Raw genomic sequence first — 24,777 nt, forward strand, 5'->3', positions numbered from 1 at the left:
TGTCAACGGAACCCTTTGCTGCACTGGCTGCGACCGACCAGCGGAGCAGCGGTCTGAGCCGCTCTGGATCCCCCAATCCGTCCTTACCGGCCCAGTCTAGCGGGGGCCTGCAAGGCCCGCCAGGACACGTCCGGTGCCGGGGTCGGAACGGTGGCGCCTTGGTTGCGCGGAGGGCCCGCCCAGCGATCATGGTGCACCAGCGGTTCCTCCACGACAGTTTGCGAGGGACATTGCGCAGGATGACGAATCGGTTCTTTGGGTTGCCCACCATTGCGCGTAAAGGCACCAATTTGGAAATGCGGCGTCGTGCTCAGTCACTGGAATTAGCGGGCCGCAACGCAAAGTGCATGAGCGATCAATCGGTTTGTACTGTCTGAATCCATCACAGCCGGACATCCGGTCCCGGCTGTTGGAGGCACAGGGAGCATGGGTCATGTCGGATCTTCGTACAGCAATCGAGAGCGGCCGGCCGCCGCGCAAAAAATGGCCGTGGCTGGCCGCCGGAGCGGCAGCGGTGGTGGCGTTGGGCATCACGTGGGGAGTATCGGCGTCGGCCGTTCAGTCCACCTCGGTTGCCGCCAGTGGTGAGCCCGTCCGGGGCGGCACGCTTGAGTTCGGCCTGCTGGACTACCAGCGCAGCCCGGACACCCAGTGGGGCACCAACTACGCCGAGTCGATCATCGGGAACAACGTCACGGACAAGCTGACCTGGCAGGACCCCAAGACCGGCGACATCACGCCCTGGCTCGCGAAGTCCTGGGAGACCAACGCCGAGCTGACCGAGTTCACTTTCCATCTCCGCGACGATGTGACGTTCAGCGATGGTTCACCGTTCAATGCCGCTGCGGTCAAGGCGAACTTCGACCAGTACGTCCGGGGTGACAAAGCCCTGAACATCTCCCCGAACGGTGCCACCCTGCTCCCTGGCTACATCGAGACGCTCACCCCTGATGAGTTCACCGCCGTCGTGCGCTTCGAAAAGCCAATCGCCAGCTTCCTGCAGGCCTCCTCCTTCACGGCCAACGCACAGCCGGGCTTCCTCTCGCTGGCCACCCTGGCCAAGAGCGCCGAGGAACGCACCGACCCGAAGAACGTGATCGGCACCGGACCGTTCGTCTATGAATCCTGGCAGCCGCAGGCCAAGACCGTCCTGGTCAAGCGCGAGGGCTACAACTGGTCTCCGCCTGCCATCAAGCACGACGGCGAGGCGTACCTGGACAAGGTGGTCTTCAACACCATCCCGGAGGCCAGTGTCCGCACTGGCTCCCTGAAGTCCGGCACCATTGACGCCACGCTGGACGTCGGCACCACTGACGAGCAGCCGCTGAAGGACGCCGGGTTCGAGATCATCTCCCGGCAGGTCTCCGGCACCGCCATCTACTTCAACTTCAACGCCTCGATCTTCCCCACCAACGACATCGCCGTCCGCAAGGCCATCCAGCTCGGCTGGAACCGCGAGACGATCGAGAAGACGGTCCTCACCGACTCCTACTCCGTTGCCACGTCGGTGCTCGCGTCCTCGGTGCAGGGCCACGTGGATTACAGCAACAGTGTCCTGAAATTCGACCAGCAGGCCGCCGCCAAGATCCTCGACGACGCAGGCTGGGTCCCCGGCGCCGACGGCATCCGGAGCAAGGACGGCCAGCGCCTCGCCGTGAAGCTGCTGGGCATCAACAACCTGGTGGTCAACAAGCCCGCGTACGAGTCCATCCAGCAGGACCTGAAAAAGATCGGCATCGACCTGCAGCTCACCGTGGTGCCGATCCCGGACTACGCCGCGAACGCAGCCAAGGCCGCAACCGACTGGAATGTGGTGGCCGCAAACCGGTCCCGCAACGATCCTGGCGTCCTGAACCTGCAGTACAGCCCGAAGCTGGGCAACGGTTCTTACCTGACAAAGGACTTCCCGGGCTACGACGAAATCACGTCCAAGCTGGGCGCGCTTGAACTGACCCTGGACCCGGCCAAGCGTGCAGAGGCGGCGAAGGAAGCCCAGGACGTCCTGCTGGACAAGTACGCACTGGTCAACCCGGTGTACAACCCGTCGCAGGTGATCGCGCACGCCAAATACATTGACGGCATCATCTTCGATGCCCAGTCCCGGAACCACTTCGTGAACACCTGGAAGAACAAGTGACAGGCACCGGACCCCGGCCCGCCGGCCAGCTCAACATCAACGTCAACATCCTTAACGCCGGTGTATTCGGCGGCTCGTGGCGGGTCCCGGAAAACCACCCGCTCTCCGCCTACACGCTGGAGCACTACGTGCGCATCGCGAAGAAGGCCGAGGCAGCCAAGCTTGACGCTGTGTTCCTCGCGGACGGTCCCGTGATTGAAAAGGACCTCGAGTACCGCCCGGGGAACAGCTTTGAACCCAGTGTCCTGCTGGCCCGGATCGCCGCCGAGACCAGCAGGATCGGGCTGATTGGCACGTTCTCCTCCAGCTACAACGACGCCGCTGAGTTGGCGTCCCGGCTGGCCTCGCTGGACGTCCTCAGCGGGGGACGGTTCGGTTGGAACGTGGTGACGACGGCGGGCGCCGCTGCCGCAGCAAACTTCGGCCGCGCCGGCGAACCTGACCACGCTGGCCGCTATGCCCGGGCCAGCGAGGTCACTGCAAGTGTCGTCGAAGCATGGGCAGGTTCAGGCGAATTACCTGGCTTGCCCGCGTCGCCCCAGGGCCGCCCTGTGGTGGTCCAGGCCGGCGCCTCCAAATCAGGCGTCCGGCTCGCCGGCGAGCACGCCGAAGTCATCTTTACCGCGGCGCAGACCCTCGACGAGGCACTTGCCTTCCGCCGGGACATCGACGGCGCTGCAGCAATCTTCGGTAGGCGTCCGGAGGAGATCGCCATCCTGCCGGGCCTGTCCACCGTTATCGGCAGCACCGAAGCGGAAGCCAGGGAGCGGCGCAGGCAACTGTCCGAACTGGTGCCGCTTCCATATGCGATCGGCCGGCTCAGTGGACAGCTCGGCGTCGACCTGAACGGCCTGGACCTGGACGCACCGGTCAGCCGCCAAGGACTTCCAGAGCCGGAAGCCGCCGCAGGATCGCAGACCTTCTACCGGATGGTCCTGGGCATAATCGACCGGGACCAACCCACGTACCGCCAACTCCTGCATACCTTGGGCGGCGGCGCCGGCCACCGCATCGTGGTGGGCACCCCGGAGCAGATCGCCGACGACATCGAACGCTGGTACCGCGCCGGTGCCGCTGACGGTTTCAACGTGATGCCCGACGCCCTGCCCAGCGGCTTCGACCAGTTCGTGGACCACGTCATTCCCGAGCTGCAGCGCCGCGGCCTGTTCCGCACCGAATACCGGGGCAGCACCCTCCGCGAGCACTTGGACCTGCCCGTCCAGCCGGCCCTGCGCCGCGAGGCGCGGGTTCTTGCCGGCGCCGGACGTCCCGGAGGCGGAGCATGAGCAACGCACCACAGCTGATTATCGAGTTTCCGCATGTCGAGGTGCCGGATGCGGAAGCAGCCAGGTCTGTCGTGGCCGCCGTACGGGCCACCGCCGCGGTGACCGCGGCCCGGTCTGTGCCGCTGCTCCTGCCGGAAGCGCCCGATGGCGGTGGGCCGGGCCTGGATCCCGGTATCCTCGCCGGAATCCTCACGGCGGACCGTCGCGGCCAGGGGGCATCGGGGTCGGGTACCGTCATCAGGTCCGCGGGCGCACCGCCGTTGCTGATCGTCACGGCACGCACATCCAGGAATGCGCCGTTTAATCTGGCACGCCGGATTCAGTCACTAAACCGGATCACCGGCGGACTGGTGGGCGTGTTCCTGCGCGCCGACGGCCTTGACCCCGTCACCTCCGCCGCCGCGCCCAGCCCCGGGGAGGCACTCGATCGGTCTCGGCTGCTGGGCGAGTATGTTGAAGTCCTTCGGCGCCTGTGGGCCAGCTTTCCGGAGGAAGCACTGATCGGCCACCGGGAGGCAGGCAGGTTCGCGGACCCGCGAAGCATCGTTCCGGCTGCCTTCGCCGGCGAAGTGTATGCAGTGGCCGGTGCACTGAACGTGCCCCTGCCGTCGGCCCACCGCACCCTTCTGCTGGCCGACGCGTCCGCGGCGGGCTCTGCCGTGGACGGCGTCATCCGCGCGGCCTCCAGCTCAACCGGCCACACCCTGGACCCCCTGGACAGCGCAGGCGCGCCCGCTTACCGCACAGTGACCTGGATCCCAGGCTCCGCGGGAGCCGTCAGTGGATCTGACGGGGTGGTGGCCGGAACGGCCGACGACGCCCTCAGGGCCCTGCGCAACGGACCACGCAAGCACGTGCTCCTCCGGGTCCGGGCCGAGGCCGGCCAATTGCCCACCTTGCTCGACGCATTGTTCGCCGTGCAGCCCGACCACCACGAAAGCAGGGAAGTCCAAGCACATGCCGGATAACACGCTGACCTCCACCGAGCACACGTTCGGCTTCACCACCGAGCAGGTGCACTCCGGCCACCGGGGCGACCCGGGGCACGGGGCCAGCATCTCCCCGCTATACCTGAGCGCCGGATTCGTCTTCGACGACTTCGACCACGCCCAGGCCCGTTTCGCCGGCGCTGACCCCGGCTACGTGTACTCCCGGATCAACAACCCCACGAACGCCGCGGTGGAGCAGGTCCTCGCCGCCCTGGACCACGGCGCCGGCGCCACACTCGTGGGCAGCGGGCAGGCCGCCGTGAGCACCGGGCTGCTGGGCGTCCTGCGCTCCGGCGACCACGTGCTCAGCGCACCCAGCATCTACGAGGGCACCCGGGCCTTGTTCCGCGGCAACTTCCGCAGGTTCGGCATCGACGTCGAATTCGTGGACCGTCCCAACGACCCCGACGACTGGCACCGGCGGGTCCGGCCCAACACCCGGCTGTTCTACGGCGAGGCCATCCCCAACCCGAAGAACGACCTGATCGACATCGAACTGATCGCCGGGGCCGCCCACGCCAACCAGGTCCCATTCGCCATCGACAGCACCCTGACCACCCCCTACCTGCTCCGGCCCATCGATTATGGCGCGGACATCGTCCTGCACTCCACCAGCAAATTCCTGGCCGGGCACGGGAACTCGATCGGTGGGGTTGTGGTGGACGCCGGCCGTTTCGACTGGGCCGCGCATCCGGACCGGTACCCGCACCTGCACGAACCCATCCACGCCGGGACAGGGGACCCGACCACCTGGATCGGCAAGTTCGGGGCCAAGGCCAACTTTGCGTTCACCCGCGCCGTGGTAGCAGGCCGGCTGGGGCCAAGCCTCTCGCCGTTCAACGCGTTCCTGCTCCAGCAGGGCATCGAGACCCTCTCACTCCGGGTGGACCGCCACTCGCGGAACGCACTGGCCTTGGCCACCTGGCTGGAGCAGCAGCCGGAAGTGGCCAGCGTGGACTACCCGGGGCTGCAGTCCAACCCGTACTACCCGCTGGCACAGAAGTACCTGCCCCGCGGCCAGGGCTCGGTCTTTGCCTTCACCCTCGCCGGCGGAATCGACGCCGCCCGGAGCTTCTACAACGCGGTGGAGGTGTTCACCCGGATGACGCATGTGGGTGACGTCCGGTCCCTGATCCTGCACCCGCCCACCACCACCCACTCAAAGCTCAGCCAGGCCGAACGGGACCAGGCCGGCATCCACCCGGGCCTGATCCGCCTGTCCGTAGGCATCGAGGAAGCAGAGGACCTGATCGCCGACCTGGACCGGGCCTTCCGGGTACTGCGCGGCGAGAATCCGCCGCCCCTGCGCGGCCGCGGCGAGGCCGCCGCCCCCACCCAGGCGGACGGGCTGTGAGCGTGGCGGAGCGGACGACGGCGGACCGGCGGCCGGTGCCCGCGGCACCAGCGGTGACCACCGCCTCGGTCCGGGCTGCCATTGTGCCGGTCCTGGAACGGCTGCGGGACACCTCGGCGCAGCGGGATGCCGACCGTACCCACCCGTTCGAGGAGATACGCGCCCTCGCCGAGGCCGGCATCCTGGGGTACCGCGTTCCGGGGGAGGACGGCGGGGCCGGCGCGACCGTCCGCGAACTCACCGAACTCGTGGTGGACATCGCCGCCGCGGACTCCAACGTTGCCCAGGCGCTGCGGCCCGGCTTCCTGATAGCCGACGGACTGGCCACCGGCACACTGACCGGCGGGAAGCGGGACCGTACGCTTGCCCGGGTCCTGGCTGGTGACCTGTTCGCCGGCACCCGGAATGAAGCGGGCGGAAAGCCCGGCTCGGTATCCACCCGGCTTACCCGGGACGGCTCCGCCCTTAGGGTCACCGGCGAAAAGTTTTACAGCACCGGGGGGCTGCACGCCGGGTGGTTCTCCGGAAACGCTGTGGACGACGATGGCGGCGTGGTGGTTTTCACTGTGCCCACTAACCGGGAAGGGGTGGACCTGGTAGACGATTTCGATGCCGTCGGGCAGCGCCTGACGGCAAGCGGCACCACCCGGCTGGACAACGTGCTGGTGGACCCCACTGAGGTTGAGGCGTTCACGGCGCAGGCCAAACACCCCCACGGGTCGCTGGCCCACCTCTTCCTCGCCGCCACCCTCGCCGGGATCGCCGAAGCCGCCCAGCACGACGCAGTCCGCGTGGTCCGCGGCGTGGCCCGCCCCATCAAGCACTCCACGGCCGACCAAAGCGCCGACGATCCCTACGTCCGCCTCGCGGTGGGTCGCATCGCCACCGCAGCCTTCACCGCCCGTGCGCAGGTAGTGGCCGCGGCCGAGCTGCTCGACGCCTACTGGGCCGGGCCTTCGGAGACGGCCGCCCTCCGGGCCACCATCGCGGTTGCCGAGGCTTACGTGGGCGCCGGGGAACAGGCACTCACGGCCGGGGAACTGCTTTTCGACGTCGGCGGCGGCACCCTGACCCGGCGCGAACACAACCTGGACAGGCACTGGCGCAACGCCCGCACCGTGGCGAACCACAACCCGCGCGCCTGGAAGGCGGCGGCGGTGGGCGGCTGGCTGGTGGCGGACGAGCATCCGCCCGCTAACGGACTGTTCTGAACCGGCGTGTTTCCAACCGGCCTGTTGCCACCGCCGCTGTCCGAACATCGCAAGTACTTCTGAGGAGAAACTAATGACTGCAACACCTGACCAGCGCCCGGCCGACTATGGCTACCTGGGCCGCAGCGGAGTCCGGGTCAGCCGGCTCACGTTGGGCACCATGAATTTCGGCGGCCCCACCGAGCGGCCGGAATCACTGGAGATCATCCGCACCGCGCTGGACGCCGGCATCAACACCATCGACACCGCCGACGCCTACAACCAGGGCCGCAGCGAGGAAATCGTGGGCGAGGCCATCGCCGGCCGGCGCAGCGAAGTAGTGCTGGCCACCAAGTTCCACGGCCAGATCGGGGACAACCCGCTGCATGCCGGCAACTCGCGCCGCTGGATCTTCGAAGCCATCGAAGGCAGCCTGCGCCGGCTCGGGACCGATTACATCGACGTTTACCAGGCGCACCGGCCCGACCCGCACACGGACCTCCTGGAAACCCTCACCGCGCTGGACGACCTGGTCCGGCAGGGCAAGATCCGCTACTACGGCACCAGCACCTTCAGCGCGGACCAGGTGGTGGAGGCCCAGCTGTTGGCCCAGCGGCACAACCTCACCGCGCCGCTCACCGAACAGATCCCGTACTCGGCCCTGATCCGGCTGGTGGAACGGACCACGCTGCCCGTGGCCCGCAAATACGGCCTGGGCGTGCTGAGTTACGGACCGCTCGCCGCCGGCTGGCTCAACGGCGCCTACCGTGCGGGCCAGCCGCAGCCCGGATCCGTCCGTGCCGCCCGCGTCTGGGAGGGAAGGTTCGACGTCGAAGCCCGCGAGAACGCCCTGAAGTTCGCCGCCGCCGAGCAGCTGGGGCAGATCGCGGACACCGCCGGGATCAGTGTCCCGGACCTCGCCCTCGCTTTTGCGCTGAACCATCCCGCCATCTCCTCGGTCATCATCGGGCCCCGCACCCGGGAACACCTGGACGCCTATTTGAAGTCCGCGGCCACCATCCTCAGCGACGCCGTCCTGGACCAGATCGACCAGGCCGTGGCCCCCGGAACCACGTTCCTGGAACGGGACAACGGCCGCATCCCCGGCGAACTGACCCCGGCCGCCCTCCGCCGCAACAGGTGACAGCCGCCGTCGTAATTCCCCACACCCCAGAAAGGCACCTCCCTTGACTTACCAGCCCTCCGAAACCCGCCACGGCAACCTTAGCTGGCGCCGCGCCGGCACCAGCGGCCTCACCCTGCCCGAATTCTCCTTCGGCCTGTGGCAGAAGTTCGGCGACCGCACGCCTTACGAGACCCAGCGCGACATCCTGCTCGCAGCGTTCGACGCCGGCATCACCCACTTCGACATCGCCAACCGCTACGGCCCGCCCGCCCGCGCCGCCGAGAAGAACTTCGGCCGGCTCCTCCGTGAGGACCTCGGGGCATGGCGCGAGGAAATCGTCATCTCCACAAAGGCCGGCAACCCCCTCAGCGCCAGCCCGTACCACCGGGGCGGCTCCCGGAAGAACCTGCTGCAGAGCCTGGACCACAGCCTCAAAGACCTCGGCGTGGACTACGTGGACGTCTTCTACTCGCACAGCCCGGACCTGTCCGTGCCGCTTGAGGAGACCGTGGGTGCGCTGGTCAGCGCGGTCCAGTCTGGCAAAGCGCTGTATGTGGGTATTTCCAACTACTCTCGCGAACGGGCCCACCAGGCAGCGGTCCTCCTCAAGGAAGCCGGCGTGCCGCTTGTCCTGCACCAGCCCCGCTACTCCATCTTCGACCGCCGGATCGAGATCGAGGACATCCTGGCGCAGTCTGCCACCGACGGCGTAGGTCTGATCACGTACTCCCCGCTGGCGCAGGGCCTGCTGACGGACAAATACCTCGACGGCGGCGTGCCTGAAGGTGCGCGCGCCGCCAACAGCGACTTCCTGTCCGTGGACGACATCACCGACGAATACCGATCCCGCGTGGGCGCCCTGAACCACCTGGCCCGCGAGCGTGGCCAGTCGCTGGCACAACTGGCGCTGCAGTGGGTGCTGCGCCGGCCCGAGGTCACCACCGCCCTCATTGGCGCCAGCTCCGTGGAACAGCTGCACCACAACCTCCAGGCTCCGGGCTTCGCACCGCTGACTGACGAGGAACTGGACCTCATCGACGCCCATGGCGTGCACGGCACCGGACTGCGCACCAAATGAGCACCCGGGGCGACGGCGTAGGGACCGGAAGCAGTCCGGCGGTCCTGGCTGGGAAGAAACTGGGGTTCCTCCTTCATCTGGACAGCGACCTCAGCCCCGCCGAATCCTACCGGCAGGCCATTGAACTGTTTGTGTGGGCGGAGGAGCTGGGATACGACTCCGGCTGGGTCATCCAGCGCCATTTCCGGCAGGGCAATGAGCACGTGTCGTCCCCGTTGCTCCTGCTGGCCGCCATCGCCCAGCACACCAGCCGCATCCGGCTTGGCACCGGCGTTCTGGTGCTTCCCTTGGAGGATCCGCTCAAGGTCGCCGAGGATGCCGCCACCCTGGACGTCCTCTCCGGCGGACGGCTGGAACTTGGCATCGGGGCCGGCCCGTTTCCCGGCGCTTGGGAAGCATTCGGTCGGGACCTGGAGAACCGGCACCAGAGCTGGGAAGACAGCGTGGCCCGGCTCCACGGCGTCCTTGAAGGCCGGGAGCTCAACAGCCTGGGGGAAGTCCTGCACCCACCCGGGGCCGGTGTCCGGAGCAGGATCTGGCAGGCCACCTCCAGCGCACCCGGGCACGCCCTCGCGCAGGCCCGGGCGGCTGGTGCCGCGGCGGACGGGCTGCAGCTGTCCCGCGCCACCGACTGGAACCGCCAACAAAGCCCGCAGGCGCAGGCCGTACTGGTGGATGCCTACCGGTCCGCACTGCCGGCAGGGGTTGAGCCGCGGGTGCTGGTGTCCCGGGCCGTCTACCCCCACCGGAGCCGTGAACAGGCATTGTCCAAGCTGGTGGACGGTGCCCGCCGGTGGCAAACCTGGTTCGGGGCGCTCGGCCGGGCCGGCGTCAGCGACGTGACCCCGGAGGAATACCTGGTCAAAGACCACACCCGGTTCGGGACCGCCCACGACATCGCCGCCGGCCTCGCTGCCGACCCAGGCGTTGCCGCTGCCACGGAACTGCTGGTCAGCTTCCCTCCGGCGGTGCCGGCGATCGACGAGCACCGCCGCCTCCTCGAGGCCACGGCAACCGACGTGGCACCACGGCTCGGCTGGCGCCCGGCAGGCGGAGACCGGGACCTGCTCGCGGAACCTGCGGCGGCAGGTGCCCGATGAGTACCTTCCACCTCAACCTGTCCCTGATGACACCGGGCCACTTCCGCGGCGCCTGGCGCCTGCCCGGCCGTGACCCGCTGGCCTGGGTGGACGTGAGCCGGTACCGGGAACTGGCACGCATCGCCGAAGAGGCCAAGATCCATGCGGTCTTCCTGGGCGATTCACCCGGCCTGGGCAGCTCCATCTCCGGTCACCCGGAAGCGGGCCTTGAACCAACCATCCTGTTCGCGGACCTGCTCGCCGGAACCAAGCACCTGGGCGCCATCGCCACGGGCAGCAGCACATACAACAGCCCGTACAACCTCGCCCGGCGCCACCTGGCCCTCGACCACGTGACCGGCGGACGTTCGGCCTTCAACCTTGTCACCACCTTCGCCCAGCATGCCGCGGCCGCCTTCGGCTACACGGCCACCCCGGAGAAGGCAGACCGCTACCGTAAGGCCGACGAATTTGCCCGCGTGGTGCTGTCCCTGTGGGACGGCTGGGACGATGGCGCCGTTGTCGGCGACCCAGCCAGTGGCCGCTTCGCCGATCCGGCACGGATCGGCCGGCTGGAGCACCGGGGGGAATTCTTCACTGTCAGCGGCGCCCTGTCGGTGCCGCCGTCACCGCAGCGCCGCCCGGTCCTGGTCCAGGCAGGCGGTTCGCCGGGCGGGCTTGCGCTGGCCGCCAGCTGGGCAGACCTGGTGTTTACTGCCGGGCAGGACCTGGAGGAGGCGGTCGCTTTCCGGGCCGACACCAAACGGCGCGCGGCCGAGGCCGGCCGTAACCCCGGCCAGATCCTCACCTCGCTCGGCGTGATTGTGCTGGTCCGGGAGAGCGACGACGACGTTCGCCAGCGCGTCGACGAGCTGGTGGGCACCACGGACCTGCACGCTGCGGCAACCGGAGTGGCAGTCCAGCTGGGCCTGGGCGCGGACGCCCTGGACCCGGACTCGGTGATCACCCTGGGTGCGCTGGACGCCGCACCCCACCCGCCGGCGTCGGCCGGTTTCTACAGAAGTACCCGCGCGCTGATTGCCGCCGCACCGCGCACCGTCCGCGACCTCATCACACGCTCCGCGGGCGGCGCCGGGCACCGGCTTCTGGCCGGCACCCCGGAACAAATCGCCGACGACCTTGAACGATGGTTCCGGGCCGGAGCCGCGGACGGGTTCACCATCATGCCCGCGGACACCGCCGTCGACTTCGAGCGGTTCGCCAAGGACGTAGTGCCGCTGCTGCAACGCCGGGGCCTGTTCCAGCAGGACTACACCGGTACCACGCTCCGCGAAAACCTCGGCCTTGCCCCGTTGGTCCCCGGTGCCGACCGCCGCCGGGCGGCCGCCCACCCCACCACTGAAAAAGAGAAGGGATAATCCCATGCTCGGATACGTCCTGGCCAAGTTCGGCCGTGCACTGTTCGTGGTTTGGGCCGCGTTCACCATCACGTTTATCCTGCTGTTCGTCTTTCCCGCCAACCCGGTGGACCTGCTGTTCGACCCGGCGGAACTGAACACCATCCCGCAGGAAGTCCGGGACCAGGTTGCCGCCCAATACGGCTTCAACCAGCCGGTGTTCCTCCAGTACGTGGAAAGGCTCGCTGCGGCCGCCACCGGGAACTTCGGGAACTCGGTGGGCTCCGGACGGCTGGTGTCCGAGTCCCTGCTGGAAGTCCTGCCCAACACCCTGGTCCTGGCCGCCGGTTCGCTGGTCCTGGCCGTGGCTATCGGATTTGCCATCGCGCTGCTGGCCACCGGGACCCGCCGCCCCTGGCTCCGCAACCTGCTCGAGTCACTGCCGTCGGCGTCGGTCTCCATCCCGGTGTTCATGTTCGCCATCCTGCTGCTGCAGCTGTTCTCCTTCACGCTCGCCTGGTTTCCCGCCTTTGGCGATCAAGGCTGGCAAAGCCTGGTGCTCCCCGTGATCACCCTGGCCGTCCCGGTCTCTGGACCCATCGCCCAGCTCCTGATCCGCAGCTTCGCGGAGGAATTCCAGTCCGGGTACGTCACCACCAGCTTCGCCAAGGGCGCCACCCGCGGCGGCATCATCATCGGAGACGTTTTCCGCAATGCCAGCCTTCCCGCGCTGACCATCGCGGGAATCACCTTCGGCAACCTCATCGCCGGCGCCGTGATCACCGAGACTGTCTTCGCCCGTTCCGGGGTGGGCAGGCTCACCCAGTCCGCCATCAACACCCTGGATGTGCCGCTGGTGCAGGGAATCATCGTGTTCGTCGCCGCCAGCTTCGCACTCATCAACCTGGTGGTGGACCTGATCTACCCCCTGCTCGACCCGCGGCTGAGGGCCACCCTCACCGCCCAGCCCGTCCGGACAGCGTGAGGCAACCATGACCATCGAACTCGACCGAAAACACCCCGCCACCCCCGGGCCCGCCAGCACCGCACCAAATCACCTCACCGCAGCCCCGGGCCCGGGCGGGCTGATTCGCACCGCAGGCACCCGGCTGGCAGATATCACCCGCCAGCCCGTACTGGTCCTCGCCTGGATCGTGGTGCTCATCGCCCTGGGCTGGGCCGTCGCACCGGGACTGTTCACCTCAAACAGCCCCTACGAGGGCGACCCGGCCCTCAGCTTTGCCCCGCCCAGCGCGGAGCACCCCTTCGGGACCGACAGGCTGGGACGGGACCTGCTCGCCCGCTCCATTTATGGGGCGGGAACCACCCTGACCGCCACCCTGGTGGCTGTGCTCATCGCCTTCGGCGTCGGCACCCTGGTGGGACTGGCAGCGGGCTACTTCGGCAGGTGGACGGACACAGCCTTCATGCGCGTGATCGACGTCTTCCTGTCCATTCCCAGCCTGCTGCTGGCCATGGTGATCGTCTCCATCCTTGGCTACTCCACCCACAACATCGCCATCGCCGTGGGCATCTCGTCCATTGCCTCGTTCGCCAGGGTCATGCGCTCGGAAGTGATCAGCGTTGTCACCCGGGACTACGTCCGCGCAGCCTACGGGCTCGGCGTCGGCCGGTTCGCCGTGGTGCTCCGGCACGTGGTGCCCAACGCACTGAACTCGGTCCTTGCCCTGGCCGCGCTGGAAGTCGGAACCTCCATCCTGGCCGTAGCATCCCTCGGCTTCCTCGGCTATGGCGCGCCGCCGCCCGAACCCGAGTGGGGGCTGCTGGTGGCCGAAGGCCGCGACTACCTCGCCGTACACCCATGGATTTCCATCCTCCCGGGCATCGCCCTGGCCCTCGTCGTCATCGCCACCCACCGCATCAGCACCTCGCTCAGGAAGGACCAGCGCCGATGAGCGCCACTATCACCGAAGAGATCGCCCCTGAACAGGCCGAAGCCGAGCCGCTCCTGCGGATCACCGACCTTTCCATCGAATACCGCGGACGACGGCGGACCTGGACTCCCGCCGTCGAGCGCGTCAGCGTGGAGGTCAAGCCGGGGGAGGTGGTCACCCTGGTGGGCGAGTCCGGCTCCGGAAAAACCACCCTGATCCAGGGAGCACTGGGACTGCTGCCGCCATCCGCCAGGGTCCGCTCCGGCTCCATCGCCTATTCGGGCGTCGACGTCACGGGCTGGCCGGACCAAAGACTGGCCCGCGTACGCGGAAACTACGTGGGGTTCATCCCGCAAGACCCCAACACGTCCCTCAACCCGGTCAAGAGGATCGGGCAGCAGGTGGTGGAAGCGGTCCGGTTCAACGAACCCGAACCCACCGCCCCGGACCGGCACCGCACCGCCGCCCTGGAAAGCCTCCGCACTGCGGGGCTCAAGAACGCCGAACGCGTCTTCAACCAATATCCGCACGAGCTCAGCGGTGGCATGAAGCAACGGGCACTGATCGCCATGGCGCTGGCCGGGAAACCCAAAATCATAGTGGCGGACGAACCCACCAGCGCCCTCGACGTGACGGTGCAACGGGTGATCCTGGACCACCTCGAGAGCCTCCGCCGGCAGCTTGGCATCGGAATCCTGCTTGTCACCCACGACCTGGGCGTCGCACTGGACCGGTCGGACCGCATCCTGGTGATGCAGGGTGGCCGGATCGTCGAGGAGGGGCCCGTCCACCAGCTGCTCGCGGCTCCCGGAAACGACTACACCCGCCGGCTGCTCGACGCAGCACCGGCCCGGCACTCCGGACGGCTCCAGCCCTCGGCCGGCGCCCAGGCTGCCGCCGCAGCCTCCTCCGGCGAGGTGCTCCGGGCGACTTCGCTGGCAAAGACCTACACCGTCGGCAGGGGCCGGACCAGCACACAGTTCCTTGCACTGGCGGATGCTGACCTCACGGTACGGACCGGCACCACGCACGCTATCGTGGGCGAATCCGGGGCCGGGAAGTCCACCCTTGCGGGCATTCTGGCGGGGTTTACGGCGTCCGACGCCGGCAGCGTCCTCCTCGGCGACCAGGAGGTTACCGGAGCGAACCACTGCACACTCCGCGAGCTCCGGCGCGACCTGCAGTTCGTTTTCCAGAACCCCTACACGTCGCTCGATCCGCGGTACACCGTGGAACGCATCATCGCCGAACCGCTGCGCGCCTTCAAAGTCACCGACAGCCGGGAAGAGCTGGCGGCCCGGGTCACCGAACTGCTCCAGGCCGTGTCGCTTGACGAAAGCTACCTCCACCGACTGCCCGGGCAGCTGTCCGGCGGGCAGCGGCAGCGGGTGGCAATCGCCCGGGCTGTCGCCCTGAACCCGAGGGTCCTGGTTCTGGACGAAGCCGTCAGCGCCCTGGACGTTTCCGTGCAGGCGCAGATCCTCCAGCTCTTGGTGGACCTCCAGGCCCGCCTCGGGCTGAGCTACGTCTTCGTCACACACGACCTTGGCGTGGTCAGGCTCATCGCAGACGACGTCACCGTCATGAAGGACGGCCGTGTCGTGGAAAGCGGGCCAGCCAGCCGGGTGCTTAACAACCCCCACCACGACTACACCCGCACGTTGCTTGAGGCGATCCCGGGCACCCATGTCAGGAGTGCCGCGGCATGACCGTCCCCATTCAGTTCCTCGCCCTCCACGGCGACTTTCCCGCCCGGCTCGCAGCCGGGGACCCCGACGTCGTCCGTCCCCTGAGCCGCCTCACCGGCACCACGGGCGCCGCCCTGGTCCTTGGCGCGGAGGGCCGCCCCGCGCGGTACGATCCCGCTGCCCTCGCCACCTCCCTCACCGTCAGGCTGCCCGGGTGGCCAGTCCTGGCGACCTCGGACGGACGCGGCGACCACCCCTACAACGCTGCCCGCCGGTTCCTGTCCCTGGACCACCTCAGCCGCGGCCGCAGCGGCGTGGTCTTCCGTGGGGACGGGGCATCAGCGGAGCACACGGCGGAACGAATCCGGGTCATCCGGGCTTTGTGGAACAGCTGGCCACTGGAGTCCCTCGTGGCAGACCGGGACACTGGGGTCTACGCGCAGGTGGACGGCATTAGGGCCATCGACCACGAAGGCGTGGACTTTCGTGTTTACGGTGCTCTGAACTCACCTGCCAGTATCCAGGGCGAACCGGTGACCGTCTGGCACATCACCACCGCCGCGGAACTCGACGCGGCGCACGGCCTGGTGGACCTCGTGGTCCTTGACCGTCCCGCCCTTCTCGAGCGGTGGACTGCATCCCCGGAGGACGGCCGGCCCGGGCTGGTGGCCGTGGGCCTCAACCACAACGGCGCCGCGGTAGGCGAGCTCGTTCCGGTCCGTACTTCTGCGGAGCTTGCCGAGGCAGCGGCGGACAGTACGACGGCGGCGCGCGGCGCTGCACCCACCCTAAGGGCGGTGCTTGGCTTGCCCGTGCGCAGCTACGACCTGTCCAGCAAACCCTTCGCCTTTGGAGTCCCCAGTGCCTGACCGCATCGACCTGCTCACCCTTAATGTCAACCTGCAGGGCTTCGGCCAGCGCCCGGCTGCCTGGCAGTTCAGCGGCGGGAGTCCCACCGCGCTCGTGGAGCCGGAGCACTGGATCGCGTCGGCCCGCGCGGCGGAACGCGGGCTGCTGGATGCGGTGTTTTTCGCCGACCAGCCGGCGCTGCACAACCCCAATCCGCGCCCGGGCAACCCGCTTGAGCCCATCACCCTGGCGTCACTGATCACCAGTGCCACCGAACATGTGGGCGTGATCGCATCGGCATCCACCACCTACAACGACCCGGTGGAGTTGGCGGAACGCCTGCTCAGTGCTGACGCGATCTCCGGAGGACGGCTTGGCTGGAACGTGGTCACCACGTACACCAAGGCGGTGTCAGCCAATTTCGGGTTGCCGGAAGCGCCTGGCCGGCAGGAACGCTACCGCCGGGCCGGGGACTTCGTGGACGCCGTCAAAGCCGTGTGGGCCGCGGCAGCAGGCGACGGCAAGTACGCGCACACCGGCGAGTTCTTCCAGCTCGAGGGGACAACCGCCGTCGAACCTTCAGCGCAGGGCAGTCCGGTGATCTTCCAGGCCGGCGGCAGCGAACAGGGCCGCGACCTGGCGGCACGGCACGCGGAAGGCGTGTTCGCCGTCGAACTCACCCTGCCCCGGGCCGTCGAGAATTACGCTGACCTGAAACGCCGCGCCGTTGCTGCAGGACGGCACGGGAGCGTCCCGCGGATCACGCCCGGCCTGTCGCTCGTGATCGGCAGCACGGTGGCGGAAGCTCGGGCCCGGTTCGACACCTTCGAGGCCAAGGTGCCGGATACCTACGCCCTGCGGTCGCTAAGCAACGTAATCGCCCACGATGCAACCGCACTGGCCATTGATGAACCCATTCCCGCGGAAATCCTCGACAAGCCCTGGAACCCCGACGCCCACCCGACTTCCACCGGGTACCGGCTGACGTTCCTTGACTGGATCCAAGAGCGCCGGCACCACACCATCCGCGAAATTCTCCGTGACTTCGGCGGCTACGGCTCCCGGATCATCATCGGTACGCCGGAGCAGATCGCGGACGACATGGAACTCTGGTTCCGCTCCTACGCCGCTGACGGCTTCAACTTGATGATTGACCAGTTTCCCGACGGGCTGGTGACTTTTGCAGACGAGGTGGTGCCGCTGTTGCAGCGAAAAGGCATCCACAAGCGTGAGTACTCGGCCTCAACGCTGCGGGCCGGGATTGGTGCGGAGGAGGCACGTCATTTGGTTGGCTAAGTATGCCCGCCTTGGTGCGGCCGCCTCCAGTGGTGCGGCCCGCCGTCGTTCGTGACTGTCAGGCCAAGGCCGCGAGCTGGGCGGCCCGAACGGCGTCAGTCTGGGCCTGCACCAAAAGGAAATGGGCGCTGCGCAGGTAATACTGGGCGGAATCGTTAACCTGCAGTGAACGGCCGGCGCGCGCCACGAACAGGGCCCGGGAGATAGCGTCCAAGGCCTCACCGGCCTGGACGCGGATGTGAAGCCTTTCTTCGTAGTGGTCCGTGGCATCCGGCGCGTCGGCCAGGGCATAGGCCCTGGAACGGAGCGCGGCCACTTTGGGCGCCCAGGCTTCGGCGGCATCACGGGCCAGCGGCTGGGGATCGTTCCGCAGTTCTTCCAGGACTGCCGAGGCAAGACCAAAGAGGTGCGGCTTGGCGTCGACGGCTGTTTGGTCATCCTTGGCTCGCCAGACCGGCAAGGGATCCACACTGAGGACCAGGGCATCTTCGACGAAAGCACCTTCCAGGTCCACCCGGGAGGTCCTGCTTCCGGCCAGGGCTGCAAGATGCAGGGGAGTGGGCTTGAAGCGGTCACTGATGGGGACCAATGCCAGGACCACCTGTTCCTGCCGGGGATCGACACCGGCGATGAGCAGGACCTCGTTCAGGCCCCAGCCGCTGACCCACGACACCGTGCCGTGGAAGCGCCAGCCACCAGCGGTGCGTTCGGCGGCGATGAAGCGTTCCGGATAGCGGCGCACATCGCTGAGGCCGGCGCCGGCAAAGACCCGTCCACGCAACAGCCCGTCGATGAGATCGTGTCCCGGCGCCCGGCCCACCAAAGTGGCCTCCACCCTGGCGGCGATGGAGGCGTGCTGGGCCCAGACGAGCCACGTGTTCAGGCAGGCCCCGGCGAGGAGCTCATGCAGGCGCCGGTCTTCGGCCTTGCCAAGGGCCGCACCGCCATACCGTGCCGAGGCCAGGTGGTTCAGGGCCCCGGCATCCCGCAGCAGCCTGATGATTCCGGCAGGGACGCCTTCGGAGTCCGTAAGGAGCATCCTGGACTTTAGAGTTGTCCGGGCGAGATCGGCGACCCGTGCGACGAGAGGGTGGCTGTCCGATTGATCGACGGCCTGGGCGGCGCGGGCATCCACCGGAACACTCATACGGTAGCGGCCGTGTAGCGGGATGCCAGTTCCCGGCCCAGGAACCGGGCGACGGTGGCCGCGGCTGCATGACCTGTGGCGGCTTCGACGTCAGGGTTGTAGTTCGTGTTGGTGTTGATGTCGTAGGGAATCAGGCGCCCGTCGGGGGTTTCAAAAAATTCCACCCCTGCCACCTCGATGCCCTGGTCCGCCAGGAAGCCACGCAAACGGACAATCAGCGGGTGGGTCGCCGTGATGTCCTCACGCTTGCTGAACAGGGACGGGGCCGCATCGTTCGTGCCCCCGGTGCCGGGTACCTCACAGGCCGCGGGGGCGAGACCCTGCTGCGGTACCGCACAGGCCTCCGCTGGGCAGAGCTCGAATGATCCCCCGGCAGTATCCACCCGGACCGCATAGACGAAGTCACCTCCCACGAACTCGGCGCGCGTTATGAACGGATCGGCGGTCTGAACGTACTCCTGCAGGAGGGTGATGCCATCAGCTGGCTCCTCGAAATCGGGGCCGTCGACATAGGCATCGAACTCCGTATGCGAGTCGAACCGGCGTACGCCCAGGCCTTTGCCGCCTTGGTTGTGCTTGGTGATGAACGGCGTCGGGAACTCCAATGCGCGGCGCTTCAGGTCCTCCCTGCCGGCCACAACGATCGTGCGGGGGACATCGAAACCGGCGGCGGCCAGGGCTGCGTACTGGGCGGCCTTGCTGACCTCAAATTCGACCACCTTGCTGCCGTTCACCACCCGGCGGCCGGACGCTTCAAGCCAGCGGAAGAGGGCCCGGGCGTACTCCTTGGCATAGGCATGGCCGCGGGTGTGCGACGAAGCACTGAGCCTGGACCAGAAGACCCCATGCGGCGGCTGGGACTTCAGGTCCATGGAGCCGCCGGATAGGGACCACGACGCGTGCGGGAGCCCCGCGGCATCCAGCGCTGCCTGCAACGGCGGCAGCCACGCGTCATTGTCATGCAGAATGTGGATCCTCGGACTGCTCACGTTATTCGCCTCTCCCCGTCATTCGGCCACCGGAACTGGGCGATGGCCTGTATGCATTGACACTAGGGAGCGAAAAGACGCTCTTCCAGTCGCCGGACTCGGTTCGTCAACGCGCGTCACTAGGGCGTAACCCACCCACATGCGCCGCAACACTCCAGCTTAGTAAAGGCATTCACCTATCGCCTGATGCCGGACCGGGCGGTGAGGTCCCCGCCGCCCCGGGGTTAGTTGGAAAGCGCGGTGTGCTCACAAGCAACGATGACGCCAACCAACAACCCGATCGGGCGCATTCGGCGGCCTGACAGGCAGTCCACAGGGGGCGGTGCGAGGTCATACCGGATCGCCCCGAAACTGATGTGAGTCGGGTCTGTCCATGCGATTGGTGCCCGCCCTATGCTGTGGGCATCCACTGCAAATAGGAGGCACCCATGCGCACGGAAGAACGCCTGACGGTGTTGCGGCGCATGGCGGACGAGCTTGCCGGCGGCGTGGAGACGCTGACTCCCCGGGTTCAGGAACAGCTGAAGCGTGTCGGACAAAAAGCTGGTGACGTCGCGGCTCCGGCGTCGGTCGAGGTGACCCATCGGGCGGCCAGGCGATGGTGGTGGGCCGGGGGTTTCCTGATGGCTGCGGCGGCCACGGCGGTGGTGTGGCGATCAGTCCAGGCATCGAAGCAGGAGCCGGTGCCGTCAGTGGCTGTGCCGGAGACGGACAGTAAAGCCAATGAAGACGACCCGGACCTTGCCCATATTGACAGTCCGTGTCCGGAAGCGTCAGCCATTTTCTTGTACAAATTAGGCGTTGCCGAAAGTCAGCGCAGGGGCCGCTAAAGCACCACGGCTCACCACTCAGAAATGAATGAGGACAACCCGGCGCTGGCGGCTTGCCTTACCGTGCCTGACACGGGGCCAACTTTCAGCAGCCTGTCCGGGGCATGCGCTGGTCTTTCCCGAACGCCCCTCATAGAGTTCTGATCCAATCCCCAGGGCCGAATCGTGACGCACGTCCTGTGCGTCATTATTGCCGAGCGGTTGTTGTAATCTATCTGTTGAATTCCGGCTCAGCAGGGGGGGCTGGCTCCCGTCGCGTCGAATGGTCCTTGTTTGTCATTCCATCTTTCTCTGGGCGAGAGTGCGTCCAGTAACCTACCGCACCATGCTTTTCTTGACTGCCCCACGGGACTGGTCGAATACTCCTTCGCCGATGACCGGTTTCACTGGTCTGACGGGCTTTATCGGATCTACGGCTATGAGCGCGGGGACGTCGTTCCGTCCATGGAGATGGCGCTGGCCCATATTGAGCCTGAGGACCGGGAAACGGTCCAGGCATATTGGGATCATGTGTTCTCCCATGGTGGCCCTTCCTCGATTTACATCTCCATCCGGGACCGTAAAGATCGGCAGCACAAGCTGCTCCTGACAGCGGACTACATTCTCGACGGCAGCACACCGGTGGGCGTTTGGGGCGCGGTAGCTGACATTACGCAGTCCATCCACGCCGACCGGCACCAGCTCGCCACCGAAGCCGTGGCCGCATCGGCGCTTAATCGGGACTACATCGAGCAAGCCAAGGGCATCCTCATGGGAAAAACCGGGATCAGCGCGGACAGAGCATACGAGCTCTTGAACCAGATGAGCCAGGACAAGAACCTGAAGGTACATGCCATTGCCCGGGAGATCATTAACCGGGCCACCAGCCCCGGCGGCGACCCAACAGCTGAGAGATCAGACGAATAGCCCCTGGCCGCTTTCGGAAGCCTTTGAAGTGGTGGTGCCTTTTATGCGGGTAGTGGGATGTGCGGGTATTCCGGTTGCCGGTGCTGGAACTGCAGCACGTCCTGGTTCAGGACCACTCCGTCGCGGATTTCGATCGCGCGGCTGATGGTCTCGTTTTCCGTCCACGCTGTCGGGCCGGTGATCACGGTTTCCAGGAAGGGCAGCAGTGCTTCGCTGATCTCCCAACTGGAGGATTTCCAGAGGTAGGAGGGGCTGTGGTCCACCGCGTAGTAGTCGATGTGGTTACCTACGGTGAACATCGGCTCGGCGAAGGTGGTGGTTTTCGCCCAGCTAAAGCCCATGCCTTCATCGCAGGAAACATCCACGATCAGGCTTCCGGGCCGGAAAGCGTCCAGGTCCTCGGTCCGCAGGTACGTTAAGGGTGCATTGGGGTTTTGCAGGGTGCAGTTGACCACGATGTCACTGGCGGCGAGGAAGGGCGCCAGCGGGACCCGCCCTCGTTCAGTGATGACCTCGCTGAGGAAGGGTGCATTGGGATCGTGATCGAACTGGACGATCCGAACGGAATGGATGGGCGAGCCCACGGCGGCCACGCCGCGGTTGGTCAGGACTTGGACGTCATGGATGCCGTGGGCGTTGAGGGCCGTGACGGCGCCTCGGGCTGTTGCGCCGAAGCCGATGACGACGGCACTGAGTCGCGGGCCGTAGTCTCCGGTGGAGCCGGTCAGTGCCAGGGAGTGCAGCACGGAGCAGTAACCCGCCAGTTCGTTGTTTTTGTGGAAGACGTGCAGCCCGAATCCGCCGTCGCTGGCCCAGTGGTTCATCGCCTCGAACGCGATCAGCGTGAGTTTCTTGTCGATCGCCAGCTGGGTGATTGCCCGGTCTTGGACGCAGTGCGGCCAACCCCAGAGGACCTGCCCGTCACGGAGTTCGGCGAGGTCTTCGGGCTGCGGCTTGGGCAGGAGGACGATATCGGCCTCGGCCAGCAATTGAGCCCGCGGGGCGATGCGGCCCACGAGTGGTGCCAGGTGGGAGTCCGGCAGGCCGAATCGCTCGCCGTAACCTTCCTCGAAAATAAGGTGCTGCCTGATTTCGGAGTCGATCCGCCTCAGGTGCAGCGGGTGTATTGGCAGGCGCCATTCGTCGGGTTTTCGGGTGCTGGATAGGACGCCGAGGCTCAGGTGACCGGTCATGTCGGTCACTTCCTGGTGGGGCTGGTCGACTTGGCGGTGGCCTTGTCTCCGGATGCGGGGGGTGCCGCCGCGGCCTTTTTGTCGGCGCGCTTTTCCTTGATGGTTTTTGCGGACTTCTTGGATGCTGTTTGGCGGGGGGATTTGTCAGCCATGATTGCTCCTGTAGCGGAACCGAGAGGTTCCTGACTTCGAACGATACAGGTACCGGCCTAACCCGCCCTCGGAGCCGCCGCGCGGATCCTAAGTGTGGCCCGATTGTCGAAGGTGTGGCGGCAGGATGGGCTATGAATGCGGCGTCCCTTACGTGGCTGCCAGGGAGCCGGCCTGTCGGGCGCCGGCCAGGCACGCATGCATTAGATGACCGCCAGGGCGCCCTTGGAGCTTTCCACAAGAACGGTGGTGCAAGCGGGAAGATGCCTGACCTCGCCGTCGATCTGGCAGGGAACGGCATCCCGAGTAGCGAATGAGTATCGGCTGACGCTTGGTTGGTTCCCGAGTCCCAGGGTAACGGCCCGAAGGGTCATCAGGGCCATCTTCCAGCGGCCGGAGTGAGGTAGCGTCACGACCTCGAATCGGCCGTCATCGGGGCCGACGGACTCGCTGACTGTCCCATACTTTGCCATCCGCGAAATGTTGGCCAGGATCAGGCTGTCCAATCGTGCGGTGGCCCCGTCTGCCCGGACGAGCTCGAACGGCCTTAGGTGCGTGAGCGTGCGTGCGACGGACACAAGTTCGAGGATTTTGCCCTTTCCGCCGCTCTCGATGCCGATTGCCATCAGCGGCGTAAGCCCGAAGCCGATGTACGAGTGGGCGTAGTGGACCTGTTCACGCTGATCATCCCCAAAGGTAATGCGCAGCAGGTCGATGTGGCGGACCGGGTCGTTCCGGACAGCCTCCGTGAGTGGCCTGTCGGGCATGCTGCGGTGGTGGTCGTTGGCGTTACCTGCCGCGACGACGGTACACACAGCTTTGTTGCCTGGAACGTCCATCACACCGTTGACGACCTCGTTATACCCGCCGTCTCCGCTGACTGAAACAATGAGCGGGGACCCAGTGGCCGCTACGGACCGTGCAAGGTCCCGTGCGTGCCCCGCAAAGCCGGTGGGCAGCACATCCACCCGCAGATCCGGTATTCCAGCAGCAAGCTCCCGTTGCAGGTCGGTGATCCTGGCGGTCATACCTGGCTTGCCCGGGTTGAAGACCAGCACGGCCCTATCAAAGCGGTCTGCAGGTTGCCTGCCGGGGTAGATCGCTGTCATCGCGCTTCGAAGCTATCGACTGACCAAGTCGTCCGCTACACGGCGAAGGTCCTGGACCCACCCGGTCGAACGGCTGGGCGCTCCCGAATTGGCTTCAAAGTTGCCAAGCGCTTCGGCTATGCGCTCCAGTGCTTCAGAGATATTGGCCTTGACCGCTACGTAGCCTTCTTCCGAGCGGGGGTCGGAAGAAACCGAAGACAACAGTTCCGCTCCGGACTTGATGACCAGCGAAGCCTCATATTCGTTCACCCTGGCACCTCGTGGCTTCCCTCATGTTGGACGTGCCGATACTGCTCGTCAGCACAACCATACAGCTGCAGTACCAGACCGGGTTGATCTCCCCAATCGCCATGAAATGCCGTGTTCGAAGGGCTCCTGGTGATGCGGTGAGCGTCCTCAGCATACGGGCGAGTTCCTGGGCGGAGGGTTCGACGGCGTCGGCTGCTTTCAGGAGCGCGGCGGACCGGGCGTCGTGGCCCAAGGCCCATTCGGGTGGGTCCGAGCAGGAGTCTGCGCCCGCTGGCGGGATCACCAACGCATCGGCTGGTCACTTGCTGAACACGATCGAGTCGAAGACGGCGCGTGCCTCCCTTGTCAGCCCGGGATTGATCGATTCGTGGAATTGGACCACCCAGAGCACTCCGCGCTGGCCGTTCATGTCGACCACCCGGTAGGTTTCGCGTTCAGCGGTGCTCGAGTACCAGCGTGTGCATTCGTTTGAGAGTGATGAGTGGATGCAGAACTTGCCGCGGTCGCAGGCTGTGATGTCCACGTCGCCCTTGACGGCGTGGTCGAACTCTAAGCCGGAGTAATCGCCCAACATGACCTTGACGGGAGGAGTGCTCGCCGTTGACGTCTGCGCCGTGATCGCGTTAGCGAATACCTCAGGCGATGGACCGACCTCGACGAGCGCGTCCAGCCACACGCATGAGTCCGTCGGAACATATTTGGCGGGCCACCAACCCACAAAGACTCCCCATTCATCCGGGTGATCCGGGTCGTCCTTGGCCAGACCTTCGCCGTCGGTGCTAGATGTACTGCCCAGGGACGTTGGTTTGGTGAATGTGATGACTCGCTGGAGTTGTTGAGCCAAAGGTGAGGACCTCCGGTTGCACAGTGGAGTTGCTT

23 protein-coding genes are annotated in these 24,777 nt (G+C 66.6%); 16 read left to right on the top strand and 7 right to left on the bottom strand.

The genetic code is table 11. The features are described 5' to 3' along the window. Positions 1-433 precede the first annotated feature (433 nt). The 14 genes from ACFV4R_RS15980 to ACFV4R_RS16045 all read left to right on the top strand — a co-directional run bounded on the left by ACFV4R_RS15980 (position 434) and on the right by ACFV4R_RS16045 (position 17,325). The gene (locus ACFV4R_RS15980) at positions 434-2,137 is read left to right on the top strand and encodes an ABC transporter substrate-binding protein (RefSeq protein WP_377203347.1); all 1,704 of its coding nucleotides are present in this window, start codon (positions 434-436) and stop codon (positions 2,135-2,137) included. Next, complete coding sequence (locus ACFV4R_RS15985; protein WP_377203348.1) at positions 2,134-3,423, top strand: LLM class flavin-dependent oxidoreductase; 1,290 nt, start codon at positions 2,134-2,136, stop codon at positions 3,421-3,423. The genes ACFV4R_RS15980 and ACFV4R_RS15985 overlap by 4 nt, the downstream gene beginning before the upstream one ends. After that, positions 3,420-4,391 carry a hypothetical protein gene (locus tag ACFV4R_RS15990; RefSeq protein WP_377203349.1) on the top strand — a complete coding sequence of 324 codons (972 nt, stop codon included), beginning with the start codon at positions 3,420-3,422 and terminating at the stop codon, positions 4,389-4,391. The genes ACFV4R_RS15985 and ACFV4R_RS15990 overlap by 4 nt, the downstream gene beginning before the upstream one ends. Continuing rightward, positions 4,381-5,766, top strand: coding sequence for an O-acetylhomoserine aminocarboxypropyltransferase/cysteine synthase family protein (locus ACFV4R_RS15995; protein WP_377203350.1), 1,386 nt, complete (start codon positions 4,381-4,383; stop codon positions 5,764-5,766). The genes ACFV4R_RS15990 and ACFV4R_RS15995 overlap by 11 nt, the downstream gene beginning before the upstream one ends. Further along, on the top strand, positions 5,763-6,977 hold the full coding sequence (locus ACFV4R_RS16000) for an acyl-CoA dehydrogenase family protein (protein ID WP_377203351.1): 1,215 nt from the start codon (positions 5,763-5,765) through the stop codon (positions 6,975-6,977). Before ACFV4R_RS15995 ends, ACFV4R_RS16000 begins: the two co-directional genes overlap by 4 nt. A 73-nt stretch (positions 6,978-7,050) precedes the next feature. Beyond that, complete coding sequence (locus ACFV4R_RS16005) at positions 7,051-8,100, top strand: aldo/keto reductase (RefSeq protein ID WP_377203352.1); 1,050 nt, start codon at positions 7,051-7,053, stop codon at positions 8,098-8,100. 43 nt (positions 8,101-8,143) lie between these two features. Beyond that, positions 8,144-9,160 carry an aldo/keto reductase gene (locus ACFV4R_RS16010; protein ID WP_377203353.1) on the top strand — a complete coding sequence of 339 codons (1,017 nt, stop codon included), beginning with the start codon at positions 8,144-8,146 and terminating at the stop codon, positions 9,158-9,160. Next, entirely contained in the window at positions 9,157-10,260 is a 1,104-nt protein-coding gene (locus ACFV4R_RS16015) for an LLM class flavin-dependent oxidoreductase (RefSeq protein WP_377203354.1), read from the top strand. Before ACFV4R_RS16010 ends, ACFV4R_RS16015 begins: the two co-directional genes overlap by 4 nt. After that, on the top strand, positions 10,257-11,618 hold the full coding sequence (locus tag ACFV4R_RS16020) for an NtaA/DmoA family FMN-dependent monooxygenase (RefSeq protein WP_377203355.1): 1,362 nt from the start codon (positions 10,257-10,259) through the stop codon (positions 11,616-11,618). The genes ACFV4R_RS16015 and ACFV4R_RS16020 overlap by 4 nt, the downstream gene beginning before the upstream one ends. A gap of 4 nt (positions 11,619-11,622) precedes the next feature. Then, on the top strand, positions 11,623-12,582 hold the full coding sequence (locus ACFV4R_RS16025) for an ABC transporter permease (RefSeq protein WP_377203356.1): 960 nt from the start codon (positions 11,623-11,625) through the stop codon (positions 12,580-12,582). A gap of 7 nt (positions 12,583-12,589) precedes the next feature. Then, a complete protein-coding gene (locus ACFV4R_RS16030) occupies positions 12,590-13,513 on the top strand; it encodes an ABC transporter permease (RefSeq protein WP_377203357.1) in 924 nt (307 codons plus the stop codon). Next, entirely contained in the window at positions 13,510-15,201 is a 1,692-nt protein-coding gene (locus tag ACFV4R_RS16035) for a dipeptide ABC transporter ATP-binding protein (RefSeq protein ID WP_377203358.1), read from the top strand. The genes ACFV4R_RS16030 and ACFV4R_RS16035 overlap by 4 nt, the downstream gene beginning before the upstream one ends. Further along, positions 15,198-16,049 (top strand): hypothetical protein, encoded by an 852-nt coding sequence (locus tag ACFV4R_RS16040; RefSeq protein ID WP_377203359.1) that lies wholly within the window; start codon positions 15,198-15,200, stop codon positions 16,047-16,049. Before ACFV4R_RS16035 ends, ACFV4R_RS16040 begins: the two co-directional genes overlap by 4 nt. Beyond that, the gene (locus tag ACFV4R_RS16045; protein WP_377203360.1) at positions 16,042-17,325 is read left to right on the top strand and encodes an NtaA/DmoA family FMN-dependent monooxygenase; all 1,284 of its coding nucleotides are present in this window, start codon (positions 16,042-16,044) and stop codon (positions 17,323-17,325) included. The genes ACFV4R_RS16040 and ACFV4R_RS16045 overlap by 8 nt, the downstream gene beginning before the upstream one ends. Positions 17,326-17,383: 58 nt before the next feature. On the opposite strand, the gene ACFV4R_RS16050 is transcribed toward ACFV4R_RS16045, so the two are convergent. Both ACFV4R_RS16050 and ACFV4R_RS16055 read right to left on the bottom strand, forming a co-directional pair. After that, the gene (locus ACFV4R_RS16050; RefSeq protein WP_377203361.1) at positions 17,384-18,472 is read right to left on the bottom strand and encodes a hypothetical protein; all 1,089 of its coding nucleotides are present in this window, start codon (positions 18,470-18,472) and stop codon (positions 17,384-17,386) included. After that, the gene (locus tag ACFV4R_RS16055; RefSeq protein WP_377203362.1) at positions 18,469-19,461 is read right to left on the bottom strand and encodes a RimK family alpha-L-glutamate ligase; all 993 of its coding nucleotides are present in this window, start codon (positions 19,459-19,461) and stop codon (positions 18,469-18,471) included. The genes ACFV4R_RS16050 and ACFV4R_RS16055 overlap by 4 nt, the downstream gene beginning before the upstream one ends. A gap of 428 nt (positions 19,462-19,889) precedes the next feature. On the opposite strand from ACFV4R_RS16055, the gene ACFV4R_RS16060 reads away from it, so the two are divergent. Next, positions 19,890-20,291, top strand: coding sequence for a hypothetical protein (locus ACFV4R_RS16060; protein ID WP_377203363.1), 402 nt, complete (start codon positions 19,890-19,892; stop codon positions 20,289-20,291). A gap of 273 nt (positions 20,292-20,564) precedes the next feature. Continuing rightward, on the top strand, positions 20,565-21,197 hold the full coding sequence (locus ACFV4R_RS16065; protein ID WP_377203364.1) for an ANTAR domain-containing protein: 633 nt from the start codon (positions 20,565-20,567) through the stop codon (positions 21,195-21,197). Between the two features lie 41 nt (positions 21,198-21,238). On the opposite strand, the gene ACFV4R_RS16070 is transcribed toward ACFV4R_RS16065, so the two are convergent. From ACFV4R_RS16070 to ACFV4R_RS16090, 5 genes are all read right to left on the bottom strand, one after another. Next, positions 21,239-22,390 carry a N(5)-(carboxyethyl)ornithine synthase gene (locus ACFV4R_RS16070; RefSeq protein ID WP_377203365.1) on the bottom strand — a complete coding sequence of 384 codons (1,152 nt, stop codon included), beginning with the start codon at positions 22,388-22,390 and terminating at the stop codon, positions 21,239-21,241. Positions 22,391-22,395: 5 nt separating this feature from the next. After that, entirely contained in the window at positions 22,396-22,542 is a 147-nt protein-coding gene (locus tag ACFV4R_RS16075; RefSeq protein ID WP_377203366.1) for a hypothetical protein, read from the bottom strand. A gap of 201 nt (positions 22,543-22,743) precedes the next feature. Then, entirely contained in the window at positions 22,744-23,649 is a 906-nt protein-coding gene (locus ACFV4R_RS16080; RefSeq protein WP_377203367.1) for a diacylglycerol/lipid kinase family protein, read from the bottom strand. A gap of 12 nt (positions 23,650-23,661) precedes the next feature. Beyond that, on the bottom strand, positions 23,662-23,898 hold the full coding sequence (locus tag ACFV4R_RS16085) for a hypothetical protein (RefSeq protein WP_377203368.1): 237 nt from the start codon (positions 23,896-23,898) through the stop codon (positions 23,662-23,664). A 298-nt stretch (positions 23,899-24,196) separates the two neighbouring features. After that, complete coding sequence (locus tag ACFV4R_RS16090; protein ID WP_377203375.1) at positions 24,197-24,766, bottom strand: hypothetical protein; 570 nt, start codon at positions 24,764-24,766, stop codon at positions 24,197-24,199. Between the last annotated feature and the right edge of the window lie 11 nt (positions 24,767-24,777).

The sequence above is a fragment of the Pseudarthrobacter sp. NPDC059871 genome, assembly GCF_042731175.1.
Classification (GTDB): domain Bacteria; phylum Actinomycetota; class Actinomycetes; order Actinomycetales; family Micrococcaceae; genus Arthrobacter.

Excerpts from the sequence above, each read along its gene's own strand:
- ACFV4R_RS15980 (WP_377203347.1), top strand. The coding sequence starts at position 434 with ATGTCGGATCTTCGTACAGCAATCGAGAGCGGCCGGCCGCCGCGCAAA.
- ACFV4R_RS15990 (WP_377203349.1), top strand. The coding sequence starts at position 3,420 with ATGAGCAACGCACCACAGCTGATTATCGAGTTTCCGCATGTCGAGGTG.
- ACFV4R_RS15995 (WP_377203350.1), top strand. The coding sequence starts at position 4,381 with ATGCCGGATAACACGCTGACCTCCACCGAGCACACGTTCGGCTTCACC.
- ACFV4R_RS16005 (WP_377203352.1), top strand. The coding sequence starts at position 7,051 with ATGACTGCAACACCTGACCAGCGCCCGGCCGACTATGGCTACCTGGGC.
- ACFV4R_RS16015 (WP_377203354.1), top strand. The coding sequence starts at position 9,157 with ATGAGCACCCGGGGCGACGGCGTAGGGACCGGAAGCAGTCCGGCGGTC.
- ACFV4R_RS16020 (WP_377203355.1), top strand. The coding sequence starts at position 10,257 with ATGAGTACCTTCCACCTCAACCTGTCCCTGATGACACCGGGCCACTTC.
- ACFV4R_RS16025 (WP_377203356.1), top strand. The coding sequence starts at position 11,623 with ATGCTCGGATACGTCCTGGCCAAGTTCGGCCGTGCACTGTTCGTGGTT.
- ACFV4R_RS16030 (WP_377203357.1), top strand. The coding sequence starts at position 12,590 with ATGACCATCGAACTCGACCGAAAACACCCCGCCACCCCCGGGCCCGCC.
- ACFV4R_RS16035 (WP_377203358.1), top strand. The coding sequence starts at position 13,510 with ATGAGCGCCACTATCACCGAAGAGATCGCCCCTGAACAGGCCGAAGCC.
- ACFV4R_RS16040 (WP_377203359.1), top strand. The coding sequence starts at position 15,198 with ATGACCGTCCCCATTCAGTTCCTCGCCCTCCACGGCGACTTTCCCGCC.
- ACFV4R_RS16050 (WP_377203361.1), bottom strand. The coding sequence starts at position 18,472 with ATGAGTGTTCCGGTGGATGCCCGCGCCGCCCAGGCCGTCGATCAATCG.
- ACFV4R_RS16060 (WP_377203363.1), top strand. The coding sequence starts at position 19,890 with ATGCGCACGGAAGAACGCCTGACGGTGTTGCGGCGCATGGCGGACGAG.
- ACFV4R_RS16070 (WP_377203365.1), bottom strand. The coding sequence starts at position 22,390 with ATGACCGGTCACCTGAGCCTCGGCGTCCTATCCAGCACCCGAAAACCC.
- ACFV4R_RS16075 (WP_377203366.1), bottom strand. The coding sequence starts at position 22,542 with ATGGCTGACAAATCCCCCCGCCAAACAGCATCCAAGAAGTCCGCAAAA.
- ACFV4R_RS16080 (WP_377203367.1), bottom strand. The coding sequence starts at position 23,649 with ATGACAGCGATCTACCCCGGCAGGCAACCTGCAGACCGCTTTGATAGG.